Annotated in this window: 18 protein-coding genes; 12 read left to right on the top strand and 6 right to left on the bottom strand. The window is 38.9% G+C overall.

Features of this window, described 5'->3' with window-relative positions; all coding sequences use genetic code 11:
• Window positions 1–4 precede the first annotated feature (4 nt).
• From KXZ66_RS22190 to KXZ66_RS22180, 4 genes are all read left to right on the top strand, one after another.
• Window positions 5–262: a hypothetical protein gene (locus KXZ66_RS22190; RefSeq protein WP_013603256.1), complete on the top strand. Its 258-nt coding sequence runs from the start codon at window positions 5–7 to the stop codon at window positions 260–262.
• A complete protein-coding gene (locus KXZ66_RS22185) occupies window positions 262–1,113 on the top strand; it encodes a hypothetical protein (protein ID WP_219145017.1) in 852 nt (283 codons plus the stop codon). The genes KXZ66_RS22190 and KXZ66_RS22185 overlap by 1 nt, the downstream gene beginning before the upstream one ends.
• A gap of 83 nt (window positions 1,114–1,196) precedes the next feature.
• The gene (locus KXZ66_RS22750; protein ID WP_255220400.1) at window positions 1,197–1,328 is read left to right on the top strand and encodes a hypothetical protein; all 132 of its coding nucleotides are present in this window, start codon (window positions 1,197–1,199) and stop codon (window positions 1,326–1,328) included.
• Between the two features lie 48 nt (window positions 1,329–1,376).
• A complete protein-coding gene (locus KXZ66_RS22180; RefSeq protein ID WP_095431361.1) occupies window positions 1,377–1,571 on the top strand; it encodes a hypothetical protein in 195 nt (64 codons plus the stop codon).
• A 296-nt stretch (window positions 1,572–1,867) separates the two neighbouring features.
• Here the strand turns inward: KXZ66_RS22180 and KXZ66_RS22175 are convergent, their stop codons facing one another.
• Window positions 1,868–2,017 (bottom strand): hypothetical protein, encoded by a 150-nt coding sequence (locus tag KXZ66_RS22175; protein WP_219145016.1) that lies wholly within the window; start codon window positions 2,015–2,017, stop codon window positions 1,868–1,870.
• Between the two features lie 324 nt (window positions 2,018–2,341).
• Window positions 2,342–2,719 (bottom strand): hypothetical protein, encoded by a 378-nt coding sequence (locus KXZ66_RS22170; RefSeq protein WP_219145015.1) that lies wholly within the window; start codon window positions 2,717–2,719, stop codon window positions 2,342–2,344.
• A gap of 233 nt (window positions 2,720–2,952) precedes the next feature.
• Between KXZ66_RS22170 and KXZ66_RS22165 the strand changes: the two genes are divergently transcribed.
• The 8 genes from KXZ66_RS22165 to KXZ66_RS22130 all read left to right on the top strand — a co-directional run bounded on the left by KXZ66_RS22165 (window position 2,953) and on the right by KXZ66_RS22130 (window position 8,664).
• Window positions 2,953–3,795 (top strand): ArdC family protein, encoded by an 843-nt coding sequence (locus KXZ66_RS22165; RefSeq protein WP_219145014.1) that lies wholly within the window; start codon window positions 2,953–2,955, stop codon window positions 3,793–3,795.
• Between the two features lie 99 nt (window positions 3,796–3,894).
• Window positions 3,895–4,152 (top strand): hypothetical protein, encoded by a 258-nt coding sequence (locus KXZ66_RS22160; RefSeq protein ID WP_219145013.1) that lies wholly within the window; start codon window positions 3,895–3,897, stop codon window positions 4,150–4,152.
• A gap of 559 nt (window positions 4,153–4,711) precedes the next feature.
• Window positions 4,712–5,005: a hypothetical protein gene (locus tag KXZ66_RS22155; RefSeq protein WP_095431364.1), complete on the top strand. Its 294-nt coding sequence runs from the start codon at window positions 4,712–4,714 to the stop codon at window positions 5,003–5,005.
• Window positions 4,999–5,517 (top strand): thermonuclease family protein, encoded by a 519-nt coding sequence (locus KXZ66_RS22150; protein WP_219145012.1) that lies wholly within the window; start codon window positions 4,999–5,001, stop codon window positions 5,515–5,517. The genes KXZ66_RS22155 and KXZ66_RS22150 overlap by 7 nt, the downstream gene beginning before the upstream one ends.
• Window positions 5,518–5,530: 13 nt before the next feature.
• Window positions 5,531–5,881, top strand: a complete 351-nt coding sequence (locus tag KXZ66_RS22145) for a TraU family protein (RefSeq protein ID WP_219145011.1) — start codon at window positions 5,531–5,533, stop codon at window positions 5,879–5,881.
• Window position 5,882: 1 nt separating this feature from the next.
• Window positions 5,883–6,350, top strand: coding sequence for a hypothetical protein (locus KXZ66_RS22140; RefSeq protein WP_219145010.1), 468 nt, complete (start codon window positions 5,883–5,885; stop codon window positions 6,348–6,350).
• 1,024 nt (window positions 6,351–7,374) lie between these two features.
• On the top strand, window positions 7,375–8,187 hold the full coding sequence (locus KXZ66_RS22135) for an ATP-dependent DNA ligase (RefSeq protein ID WP_219145009.1): 813 nt from the start codon (window positions 7,375–7,377) through the stop codon (window positions 8,185–8,187).
• 270 nt (window positions 8,188–8,457) lie between these two features.
• Complete coding sequence (locus KXZ66_RS22130) at window positions 8,458–8,664, top strand: hypothetical protein (RefSeq protein WP_219145008.1); 207 nt, start codon at window positions 8,458–8,460, stop codon at window positions 8,662–8,664.
• Window positions 8,665–9,230: 566 nt separating this feature from the next.
• Here the strand turns inward: KXZ66_RS22130 and KXZ66_RS22125 are convergent.
• The 4 genes from KXZ66_RS22125 to KXZ66_RS22110 all read right to left on the bottom strand — a co-directional run bounded on the left by KXZ66_RS22125 (window position 9,231) and on the right by KXZ66_RS22110 (window position 11,815).
• A complete protein-coding gene (locus KXZ66_RS22125; protein ID WP_219145007.1) occupies window positions 9,231–9,461 on the bottom strand; it encodes a hypothetical protein in 231 nt (76 codons plus the stop codon).
• The gene (locus KXZ66_RS22120; protein ID WP_257475339.1) at window positions 9,454–10,623 is read right to left on the bottom strand and encodes a DUF4062 domain-containing protein; all 1,170 of its coding nucleotides are present in this window, start codon (window positions 10,621–10,623) and stop codon (window positions 9,454–9,456) included. The genes KXZ66_RS22125 and KXZ66_RS22120 overlap by 8 nt, the downstream gene beginning before the upstream one ends.
• A 146-nt stretch (window positions 10,624–10,769) precedes the next feature.
• Window positions 10,770–11,087 (bottom strand): hypothetical protein, encoded by a 318-nt coding sequence (locus KXZ66_RS22115; protein WP_219145006.1) that lies wholly within the window; start codon window positions 11,085–11,087, stop codon window positions 10,770–10,772.
• Window positions 11,088–11,149: 62 nt separating this feature from the next.
• On the bottom strand, window positions 11,150–11,815 hold the full coding sequence (locus KXZ66_RS22110; RefSeq protein WP_219145005.1) for a hypothetical protein: 666 nt from the start codon (window positions 11,813–11,815) through the stop codon (window positions 11,150–11,152).
• Between the last annotated feature and the right edge of the window lie 228 nt (window positions 11,816–12,043).

Here is a 12,043-nt window from a genome sequence, read left to right as displayed (position 1 = left end):
ATGAGTGACTAAACAAGAAATAGCGCTGGTATTAGCCAGATACATTACAGATTTAGAACTAGACCTTAAATTAACAGAGGAAGAAAAAGAACTTGCTAACTGTCCATTTGAAGTTCAACTCTACCAAGAAAAATGCAAAGTAGTTCTAGACAAATTGCAACTGTTGTCTGACATACGGCAAGATTTACGAATTCCTGATGTTAAGTTTTGGCGAGCATTAAAAATGATTGAATATGAAAACAAAAAAGGAGTGTCTATGTAATGGCAGTAAAAACGTACGTAAAACCAGAAATCACAAAGAGATATAACGAGTTGCACATGTACAAATACAATCCCGATCACCAAATCCAGTATTATGCAAACAAATTTAAAAACGATTTAGCACCTCTAGTTCAAAATGAAGATCAAAGAGATTATTTCCTAAATAGGATGATGGAGTTTGAAAAATTTTTAACTCAGCGAATGGAGAAATCACTTACCATGATCAAAACACCAAGTCCCTTAATTACCGGACGGGCAAACTATCCATTTGAAAGAAAACAAAAGGAATTAACTCGAAAAGACAATTATGATCGAGAAACAACTGAAAAGATGACACGGTTTATTCAAAACACAAAGAAACATCTTGGCTCCTTAGAGAAGCCCGAAGAAAAAGCAGTAAAGGCATATGCTGTATTCAGCAAAGATTGTAAAAGAATCCGCCTAATAAAAGAAGGTAAATTGCATGGATATGATATTACGTTATTCAAAAACAGTCTCGTCACTAAATTAAAAAGACTATTCAAAGAAGGACACAACAAGGAAGAGTTATACAACATATTTGAAGCAGAAGGCATGACAAAAGTTTTCACAAAACGTCACAGCATCTATAAACTCTTTCAAGCTGAAGAAAAAAAGCCGCACTATCCCACTTTGACTTATGAACAGTGTTGCGTAGTCGCAGATGAAGAAAACGACAGATTAAAGATTATCTTTTCTGATGACCAACGGCCCGACGATCAATTAAAAGGTAAGTTAAAGAAAAACGCATTTAGATGGTCACCACGCTCACAAGCCTGGCAAAGAAAATTAACAATGAATGCATATAGGACAGCAAAGTCTATATTTGAATAAATCGGTAGCAATCAAAAACACAAGCACAAATCGGACAGGATGCGTCTACCTGTCCCTCTATATACAATTCGGAGGGGAACAATATGGAGTACCTAGTAGTTTGCGAAATTGAAGTAGATGCCAATTCAGAAGCAGAAGCAGCCGAAGAAGCTATTGAAAGCTTTAAATCGTTAATTGCGGAAGGTTCATTACACGTTGAAGTGAAGAAATTATAATAATACTACCGGAATACTTTATAGCCGGTTATGCAAGGAGCTTTTGCAATGACAAAAAACAAATTATTAAACGCCTTAACACTATTCAAATCTTCCGCACGAGAGATTTCTGATTTATGGTTTGAATCTGATGATGTAACGTATAACAATCTTAATGAGGGTTATCCGTTCGATCAAGATTTTTGTGAAGTAGTTGAAAAAATTGAAAATTGGTTAATTACTCAACGAGAACTGTTTAAATAACAAAAAGAAGTTACCGCGCTACATAGTGCGGTAATCGCGTTACGCAAGGTCGGAAAACTAAAGTTTTCCTTGATTAAAACGCAGGCATCGAGCCTGCTTGGAGGTTGCTAAAGCAACCTCTACAAACCCTTAAAACCTTGTCTGATGGTTTTGCTGCGCAAACCACCAATCAAAACCTTGTAAGCTTCTTCTTTATATCTTCTCTGCTATAATTACAACAACTTTATATCATGATGACTGCTGATGCTGGAACATCTTCAGTCACCCTTTTAAGATCAGTTTTTAAGCTGATCTTTTTAATTACCTGTAGCAATCAAAATAACTTTAAACACACCAAACAATATTGTGGCCGTAAATGAATTTGTAATTAAGATAAGCCTTAACATCCACAGCAGTTCCTCTTTATTCATAATATTTCTCCTTTCTCCCTTACTGATTTTTCCCAATCCGTTTAACCTCCTTCCTTGGATTAGTCTCAGTTTTCTTTTACACTTCCTAACTTGCATTAAGCTATTATTTTGGGACATTAAATTTCAAACCCCTCCCTTACATGTTCACTAGATAATACTCTCAATTTTTTTATACCGCACAATTAAGGGATAATTTCTTCCCTCATTATTAACTGCGAAGCGATTTTTAAAATGGCACAAATTTATGGTGAAAACCTCTTCTAATTCTAACTGCGTATTATTCTTTCAAAATGGACATCATCAGTTACTATAAGTTGCGTATCCACTTCTAAAAATGGTTAAAAATTTTCATTGGGTCCCCTACGGGTCTGCTCCCGGACTGTAAGCCGGCCAAAAACGCCGGCCAACATTCCGCGGCATCTCGCTTCCCTCTAAAATGCCCGATAACATGCATCTGTAAGCTTCCGGATTGCCTCCGGCGGATCCTGAAGCAACAGCTGCATTGTTCCTGGCCATTTCTTTACGAGTGAACGAGGACGGAAGTTCAAAAGAAGCAGAAAGGCTCCCGGAAAGCCTCGGTCGCATTTCCGCAAAACGAATGCCGGCAGCCGCCGGCATGATTAAATCCTTTTTTTTAGACGCCTTTTTTGTTTTTGTCCAGCCAAACGCCCCCATTCTTGGCCAGCTGAAGCTGCCCGGGGGCTTTAGCATTTCACATTCAACATCGGCAAGCAACACGCCGGGCACGCCCGCCGTGTTACTATCCGTGTTTCATAAAAGCACACAAGGGCCGCCAATTTTTTTGTAAACGGACAGCTGCCCGCAGCTGTCACAAATAAATTGGTCTTAACGATCCGTAAAGGGCTGCAAAACACCCCTCAACGGCTCGTAACCCCTTGTGTCCTTTTGACTGTGAATGCAATTCGGCCTCCGCAAAAACAAAAAAGTCTTAAAAAAAGGAGAGTCAAATTGTGGGGAAATCAGTTTATGAAATCATCACTGAGAAAATTATTGCACAACTAGAAAAGGGTGTCGTTCCTTGGCATCAGCCCTGGACAAATTCCTGTGCAGCAGTTAACTGGAAAACACAAAAGCCTTATCGCGGTATCAATAACTTTTTAGTCCCTCCTGGGGAATACGCTTCTAAAAAACAAATCTTAGAAGCTGGGGGCCGCATCAAAAAAGAAGAACTTAAAAACTCACATATCATTGTGTTCTGGTTATGGAAAGAGTTTGAAGACGAAGAAACAGAAGAAAAAAAGAAATTTGCAAAGCCTATCTATTACCGCGTATGGGATATCAATAAACAGTGCACCGGGCTAAAAAGTAAACGAAAACAAGAAACGTATAATCACAATCCCATTGAAAAAGCTGAAGAAATTATCAGTAACTATCCCAATTGTCCAACCTATACCTTTGAACCTGGAGAAGCTGCATACTTTCCAACACTCGATAAAATCAATTGTCCGCCAATACAAGATTTTAAAGTGCCAGAAGAATACTACTCGACTCTTTTCCACGAAATGATACACAGTACAGGCCACAAAAGTCGCCTAGCAAGAACCTTTGGTACATTTGGTGACGAGAAATATTCTAAAGAAGAGCTAGTGGCAGAAATGGGTGCAGCTATGCTGTGCGGCATTGCCGGGATAGAAAACAATACCATTGAGAATAGTGCAAGCTATATCAAATCCTGGCTTTCTGCATTAAAAGACGATAACCGCCTGATATTCCATGCATCTGCACAAGCCCAAAAAGCTGTTGACTATATTTTAGGAAATACAGAAGAAGATCAAATAAGTACGGCAAGTTAAATACAGGTAGGAATCAAAAACACAAGCACAAGGAAAAACTCGCGGGGCTGGTCCCCCCGCATTTACTTATGGACAGCAAAAATCAAAGGAGGAAAAAACATGAAAACATTTCGAAAAGGTGCAAAAGTACAGCTTTTAGTTGATCACGATTCACCATGGGGGTCCTTCCCAAAAGGTACAATAGGGAAAGTTATTTGGCATGACAAAGAAGATGAGGAGATGTCACACGCAGAAGTTGATTTTTACTATAAAGATACGGAAGCTCTTTTACGTGAGGATGAAAGTTTATCTTTCTGGGACGTGGAAGATGGTCCAATAATTCACGAAAAAGACTTAAAACTCGTGAGTTCAAATTAGGCGCAAAATTTGTTGCGGCTAAAATCGCAACCGGCTTTTGCCGGTTACGCAAGGTCGGAAAACTAAAGTTTTCCTTGATTAAAACGCAGGCATCGAGCCTGCTTGGAGGCTGCTAAAGCAGCCTCTTAAACCCAAAAGAAGCAGAAAGGCTCCCGGAAAGCCCCGGTCGCATTTCCGCAAAACGAATGCCGGCTGCCGCCGGCATGATTAAATCCTTTTTTTAGACGCCTTTTTTGTTTTTGCTCAGCCAAGCGCCCCCATTCTTGGCCAGCTGAAGCTGTCCGGGGGCTTTAGCATTTCACATTCAACATCGGCAAGCAACACGCCGGGCACGCCCGCCGTGTTACTATCCGTGTTTCATAAAAGCACACAAGGGCCGCCAATTTTTTTGTAAACGGACAGCTGCCCGCAGCTGTCACAAATAAATTGGTCTTAACGATCCGTAAAGGGCTGCAAAACACCCCTCAACGGCTCGTAACCCCTTGTGTCCTTTTGACTGTGAATGCTGATTGGCTCTCCAAGCAAAACCAAAAAAGTCTTAAAAAAAGGAGAATGAATCATGAAGAAAGCTATGTCATGGCATTTGGATGTGTCCGATCATCTAACGCCTCACTTGAACCGTACTATCACTCTACCAGAAACGGATTTTATTGCCGCGGATTTAGACTATAATACTATGGCATTCAATAAAACTGACAATCAAATTGTCTTCACGGAATCAAGTACATTTCCGCAGCACAATCTTGTCATTCAATTCCTGCCGGCTGGCACATCAGGAATTTTAGATGTAATTAAAATTACAGCCATATTCCTCTCAGCTAAAAAAACGCTCAAAGGAGAAAGAACATGCTAACTCGAAAGTTAATGCAAGCTCTGGCCGTCCTGGTCATCCTACTTAGTGGATGCCAGGGCGTTAGCAGCAGCCATTCTGGAACAACTGAAAAGACCATTGATCTATCTGATAAAATTGAGGTAACAGTTAGACGCGTTATAGATGGAGACACATTTATTGCCGATGTTAATGGTACTGAGGAAAGAATCCGTTTAATATTGGTCGATACTCCGGAAACAGTCCATCCAACAAAAGCAGTGCAGCCTTATGGAAAAGAAGCTTCAGCCTTTTCAAAAAAGACGTTAGAGAATCAAAGTGTTTATCTGGAATACGACAAAGAAAAGCGTGATAAATATGATAGGCTATTGGCATACGTATTTTTAAAGGACGGGACCTCATTTAACAAAATTCTCTTAGAGAAGGGCTATGCTCGTTTAGCTGTTTTTCCACCCAACACTAAATATGAGGATGAATACAAACAAGCTGAAAAAACTGCAAAAAACGAAAGATTAGGCATTTGGAATAACTATTAAAGGAGTGTTTTTCATGAGTTTTGAATTACTTTTCTTTTCAGTAATAGGAGTAATGTTATACCTGGCCGGCATCGGTAAAATAATAGGAAATGCGATTAGGAGTGGTTTTAACAGCGCGCACAATAATTCCAACATAAAAACGAATATACATTTTTATGTCACTTCAATTTTATTAAGCAATTTGATTTTGGTTCTTTATCTTCTATGGACTGAAAAACTCCCTATAACAAATCCCGAATCACTTATGAAAGGACTTCCTGCTGCTATTGCAAGTTGTATCGTATTGGTTGTTTTACATTCGATTACCTCTAACCTTGCCAAACTACATTACAAACAGAATATCAATGACATGGAGGAAAAATGAAATGAAAACTTGCCCATACTGCGGTAGTCCCGTAGCAAAAGAAAACGAAGCTAACTATTATGAATGTGATTTCTGCATGATTAACATAAAAGACGCTGAAGAAGATGGCAGCCGCAAAACAGTTCCCTTCCGTGAAACTGCCGATGAAGAGGACCTTTACAAGACTACACCTGAATTAATGACTTTTCACACATATGAGTTGCTTTGCTTATTAAAGCTTATCAGACAAAAACGCAGCCAAAAGTATAATGAACTTTATAAGAAGTCAGCGACCGGTAACACTGATTCACAGGAATCCAGGAATGATTATCAATTCCTCACAAAGAAAATGAATATCGTTGAAAATCTCTTGCTACAAAGACTTGGATATATTCCGGATAGTCTATATGATTCTTTTCTTAAAAAGTACCTGGATAAGATTAAGAACGGCAAAAAGACCAATGAAAAAATGAAGATATACTCCAAGTAACATACCTGGTTTACATATCTCACCACTATGTGTATCATTACATATAATCAATCTTTGTGCTTGAGGATTGATTTCTACCGGCCCCGGACATGACCATCCGGGGTTATTTTTGTTAGATGAAATTAATACCTCTATTTGATAACATGATAAGTAGCCCAAGGTGCTACCAACACCTTGGACAGTGGAAAACTTAAATTTTTGTAGACTTCCCTCTAGATTTTTCGGCTTGCGGGAGGTCTATTTTTTTAACAAAATCAACCAAAGCGAAAAAAACGCAAGAACAATCAGCCCTTCTACCATTACAATCACCTCCTTATTTGATCGAGCATAAATTTCTTACATATTGGAAATAATAACGTCAGGGATTTCCCTGTCAGGGTACTACCAATACCCTGGACAGTGGAAACTTAAATTTTTGTAGACTTCCCTCTAGATTTTTCGGCTTGCGGGAGGTCTATTTTTTTAACAAGATCAACCAAAGCGAAAAAAACGCAAGAACAATCAACCCTTCAACCATTACAATCACCTCCTTTCAAATTTCCGTAGTAACCATCATTATCCCCACTTTTTTTGTTACAACACCGATGATGCTTTTAATGAAATCCTAACAAACTGACGTTCCGCCATGCTTTTACTTGATGTATCTTCATTATTTTTATCAGTTTGAATGTTATAACAAAACATCAATTCTTGTTTTAAATGTCTTAAAGAAACAAAATATATTTAGTAACTAAAAGGGGAGAGTGACTATTGGTCACTCCCCCCTTATTTGGGCTTGTTCCTTATCATATAATTAGCCTCAGATACTGCCAAAGTATATAGGAACCATTTATTTTGCTTTAATGTTTAACTTTAGAGCAACTATAGCATATGTAAAAAATTCTGAAAAGAACAATTGTCTTGTTTCCAATTTTCTTTGAGCTTCTGGTGATTCTCGTTTCAAACAGTTAGCATTATATACCAGGTTCAAATCACTTTATAGGCCATCGTCCTTCCTTTATTATTTCATAAGGGAGGTGATTTTTTGTTTATATCCCCTATGCTGCTTGAATCCACAAAAGAACCATTTGATGATGATTCTTATATCAGTGAGCTTAAATTTGATGGTATACGGATTGTACTATCAAAATTCAATAATCATATAAAGCTTTATACACGTCACAACAATGAAGTTAGCAGCAAGTTTCAAGAATTATTGAACTTAGATATTCCTGACGGTACGGTGCTAGATGGCGAAATAATCGTAACGGGTGCGGATGGATCTCCTGACTTTGAGGCTGTCATGGAACGGTTTATGACCAATAAGTCCCCACATAAGATTGTATATTGCATTTTCGATGTCATTTATTCAAACGGCCAATCCATCGCATCAAGCCCACTAACGCAACGTAAAGAAGTGCTTAGAGGTCTTGAAATAAACCATCCGAATGCTTTTGTTCTTGAAGGGATAAGAGGAAATGGTGTCTCCTATTTCAATAAGGTTAAAGAAAAAGGATTAGAGGGTATCGTCCTAAAAAAAGCAAACTCAGCATATGAAATCGGAAAACGCTCTAAGAACTGGATTAAAGTCGTTAATTATGACTTTACTGAAGTCTTGATAACCGGCTACACGCGTAAAGATATAAAATTTCTGCTTTCTTACCAAGATGGTACGCCCGCTGGCATGATGGAATTTATGCCAAAGTCTGAGCGACATAAGTTTCATTCAATGAAAAAATCAATGTCTGAAACTGAAGATTTTGTTTTTGTTGAACCTATCTCGTGCAATGTTAAACATCGTTTTATGACCAAACACGGGAAACTTCGTTTACCTTCATTCGTTTCTTGGAGAGAGTAACCTCTCCATTACATAACCACTCCCCCCACTCTTTTTTTAAAAATCCACCGCAAAAAAATCTAAAATAGCCCACTAACACTGTTACACAGTAAATTTGTAAACGAGTAAACCTGTTACACTGTTACAATTGCAGAAACCTATCTATATCAACGTTTCAACCTCCCTCTATGGAAATTCTTAATGTCGCTAACGTATAAGATCGGGGATGTCGCGGGCCTCACCGTATTTCCAGTGCCGCCGCGCTGCTTTCCTGGATTCCGGATGCTCCCAATGCCTGACATCGATCTCTTCAGCTTCCGCATTATCGGCGCAACCGCGCCTGCTTTCCTGGATTCCGGATCCGGCCGGATTTACCTTCAGCTGCAGCTGAGTTTTCCCGTTGCCTGGCATCGATCCTTCAGCTTCCGCATCACCGGCGCAACGCGCCTGCTTTCCTGGATTCCGGATCCGGCCGGATTTACCTTCAGCTGCAGCTGAGTTTCCCGTTGCCTGGCATTGATCCTTCAGCTTCCACATCACCGGCGCAACGCGCCTGCTTTCCTGGATTCCGGATCCGGCCGGATTTACCTTCAGCTGTAGCTGGGTTTCCCGTTGCCTGGCATCGATCCTTCAGCTTCCGCATTATCGCCGCAACGCGCCTGCTTTCCTGGATTCCGGATTCGGCCGGATTTACCTTCAGCTGCAGCTGAGTTTCCCGTTGCCTGGCATCGATCCTTCAGCTTCCGCATTATCGCCGCAACCGCGCCTGCTTCCCTGTATTCCGGATCCGGCCAGATTTACCTTCAGCTGCAGCTGAGTTTCCCGTTGCCTGGCATCGATCCTTCAGCTTCTGCATTATCGCCGCAACCGCGCCTGCTTCCCTGTATTCCGGATCCGGCCGGATTTACCTTCAGCTGCAGCTGGGTTTCCCGTTGCCTGGCATCGATCCTTCAAACTTCCGCATCATCGGCGCAGCGGTGTCCTGACCTCCTGGGTTCCAGAATCTATCTAAACAAAAAAACCGTCCTTAATAATAAGGACGGTTACAAGCATTGAAATAAGTATTATCTTTTAGCCAATCCCGACTTCCCTTGAATAGACTTAGATTTACTTAACAGCTCATTTAATGAATTAACACTGGAATTCATGCCTGAGAGTGTTTTTCGAAGGGTTTTAGACGGGACATATTTACCGTTAGCCGATACTTTACGGCTACTTACAGTCTTACTTACAGATGGGGAACGTTTAACAACAACCGAGCCAGAGCTACTGTAATTGGCAAGTTCTCTACTCATTAGTGCTCCCTCCTATCAGCAAATTCAAAAATTCAAAATAGAGTTGGTGTTTATCCATTATAGCACATTCAACCTCTTGTGCGTATGCTTCAGCTCGCTTTACATCCCAATCCTCTTCAAGCAAAAAGTGAAGGCATAGAACGAAGCTATCAACGGCCTCAGTGATATAAAATGTCTTTTTATCTTCCCTGTAAGTAATTAATCGTTCACCCTGATTGAAGGCATCAACAACATGAATTCCTTCTTCATATAATGCAAATACTTCCGGAGCTGTTATATCTCCTGCTTTTCCGACCAACCTTAATGTTTCTCCATCCTGAGAATATAACGAAGCAGCATAACATGAATTGATATGATTAACGACTACTGGGTTTGTATCTTTAGCCTGTATGATTTCGTAACTGTGGTTAAGGAATTCAATCCCTTGTTTTAAAAAGTTTGACCAATCTTGTTGCTCTTTATTCAATATTAAATTTCTTTGATGGAGCATAGTAAGGGTGTGTTCGGCGTATTCTACTAAATATGACTGCTGCTCTTCAATCTCAGTTAACTCGTCTAACCTAGGGATAAAGTCAACAACCGTCTTTAAAGAATTGCTGATCATTTGAGCAATTTGTTTAGCCTCTTTTTCCGATTGTGCATAATCAAATTCATACAACCAATACCTTTTTATATATATGTCATATAAAAATGCCCAAACAAAAGGATCAGCAGCTTCTAAGTGTCTTTTAACCATTCCATCCTGACTGGCTATCCAGCTTTCGAAAGGGTCAAAGGGTGAATCAGGTGGCCTATGGTTCTCTTCAACATATTGGTTATATAGTGAATCAAAATCCTTTTTTAATTCAAAGAACCTCTTTTTGATATCCGGATTTACGAAAACCAAAATGTGCTTCTTCTTTTTCCAAGCTTCTTGGAATTCCAAGTATGTAGGTGTTACATTCCCCCATCTTAATTCCGGTTCTTCACCTGATTTTGCATTTATAAGTAGTATGACAATGTCGCTTTTCTCAACTACTTCGATGCAATGCTTCATTGTATCCGGCTTCCAGGTCCCAAAATCTTCTTCTTCAAAGATGGGTACCTCATGGCCACATTCTTCTAAGTGTTTTTTGATGATTTTTCTCGGTGTCTTTAAGGACTCTTCGTATGCTGAACTGATAAATATTCTCGTCTTATCAATAACCAGCGTGCTCTCCCCCTCTCTTCCATATGAAAATTATACCTTTTGATTGCTATATAGGAAATCAATCAACAAAAAAAGTCATCAGGATTACCCTGATAACTTTTTTTAATTCGATTTCAAATTCACTCCTCTTCACTTACACTAGAATTATTCCTTTTATACCGAACAAACAGACTGATAACGATTCCCAAGATTCCAAAAAACAATATTATATAAAAATGAATACGGAATGTTTTTATAACCGTGAGTGTTTGATTTTGTACATCTTGATCAACTGGTAACCATGAATGAAGTGCTTCGCCAAACCCTCCGGTACTAAATGCCATTATTAGAAATATTGCTCCTATAGAGATAAACACACGTTCAAATTTTTTAAATAGGCTTAACAACAAGAAAATAAAAGACAATCCTGCAAATATATTAAACAATGTCTCATTCATACTATTTTAAACCCCTTCCTTAGATTGACTATCCACAGCAATACGCGTCAATAAGAACGAGCTTATATTTTATTTAACTCAATTGAACCGGCATTATTTAACGCGCGTTGCTCTTTTATGAACTGTTTTTCAAATTCAATTCTTTCTTTAGCATGTTTAACATTGACTTTAAATAATTCGTTTTTCTCTCTACGATAAGGTTTAATTGTGTTTTCGGCTTCTCTTCTAATTGACACGATAATATCCGTCACTTCATCTCTAAGAGCTTTAATCTCCTTTATATGGGGGTCATCATAATCACCATAGATTAGAGATATCAATTGATCAAATATTATTTTCAAAGAGTCATCATAGCGTATAAGCTGAATGTATACTTTATAATAAGCTTGTGGAAAATTCCTTACCAATAAATCATTCTTATTAGAATGATCAAAGCGTGGAGCCTCTAATCTAAGAACATCCAACAGATCTTTAAGATTATCAACCAGTGTCGTAAAACTTACATCCTTGTTTGGACGATATACGATAGCATCCATTTTAAGACTTAAATTTTTTTGTATCTTCAAATAATCTCTAATTAACTTTTTACTCGTATTGTACTTCTTAGGAAGCTCTCTCTTATCAGAAATTTTAATGGAGAGATTCAATAAACCCTCAAAAATTGCCCCTCCTACTGAACCCCATGCTAAAGGGAAAAGTACCAATATTAGCACTAATAAATATTCCATGCGATCTCCTTTCTATGCACAAGCCAATTGAACGATCTTAAAAATAAGAAGCATTCCTGCGACCACAAGTGCAACACTTAATAATCCCGCAAATAATCTAAATAGAGCATACACTCCAACAATACCAACGAAAATCAGTAAAGCGCCGAAGACCACTTTCACCAACAGAAGGAATAAAATATGCCTGAATAAAACCATTAACGTAATCACCAGCGCACTGGTAAACAT

The organism is Bacillus sp. LJBS17 (genome assembly GCF_019334685.1).
Lineage (GTDB): Bacteria > Bacillota > Bacilli > Bacillales > Bacillaceae > Bacillus > Bacillus subtilis.
This window is presented reverse-complemented; position numbering and strand designations above follow the sequence as displayed.

What these genes read in the sequence shown, in the direction of transcription:
- KXZ66_RS22185 (WP_219145017.1), top strand. Translation starts at nt 262, where the DNA reads ATGGCAGTAAAAACGTACGTAAAACCAGAAATCACAAAGAGATATAAC.
- KXZ66_RS22750 (WP_255220400.1), top strand. Translation starts at nt 1,197, where the DNA reads ATGGAGTACCTAGTAGTTTGCGAAATTGAAGTAGATGCCAATTCAGAA.
- KXZ66_RS22180 (WP_095431361.1), top strand. Translation starts at nt 1,377, where the DNA reads ATGACAAAAAACAAATTATTAAACGCCTTAACACTATTCAAATCTTCC.
- KXZ66_RS22160 (WP_219145013.1), top strand. Translation starts at nt 3,895, where the DNA reads ATGAAAACATTTCGAAAAGGTGCAAAAGTACAGCTTTTAGTTGATCAC.
- KXZ66_RS22155 (WP_095431364.1), top strand. Translation starts at nt 4,712, where the DNA reads ATGAAGAAAGCTATGTCATGGCATTTGGATGTGTCCGATCATCTAACG.
- KXZ66_RS22150 (WP_219145012.1), top strand. Translation starts at nt 4,999, where the DNA reads ATGCTAACTCGAAAGTTAATGCAAGCTCTGGCCGTCCTGGTCATCCTA.
- KXZ66_RS22145 (WP_219145011.1), top strand. Translation starts at nt 5,531, where the DNA reads ATGAGTTTTGAATTACTTTTCTTTTCAGTAATAGGAGTAATGTTATAC.
- KXZ66_RS22140 (WP_219145010.1), top strand. Translation starts at nt 5,883, where the DNA reads ATGAAAACTTGCCCATACTGCGGTAGTCCCGTAGCAAAAGAAAACGAA.
- KXZ66_RS22130 (WP_219145008.1), top strand. Translation starts at nt 8,458, where the DNA reads ATGCCTGACATCGATCTCTTCAGCTTCCGCATTATCGGCGCAACCGCG.
- KXZ66_RS22125 (WP_219145007.1), bottom strand. Translation starts at nt 9,461, where the DNA reads ATGAGTAGAGAACTTGCCAATTACAGTAGCTCTGGCTCGGTTGTTGTT.
- KXZ66_RS22115 (WP_219145006.1), bottom strand. Translation starts at nt 11,087, where the DNA reads ATGAATGAGACATTGTTTAATATATTTGCAGGATTGTCTTTTATTTTC.
- KXZ66_RS22110 (WP_219145005.1), bottom strand. Translation starts at nt 11,815, where the DNA reads ATGGAATATTTATTAGTGCTAATATTGGTACTTTTCCCTTTAGCATGG.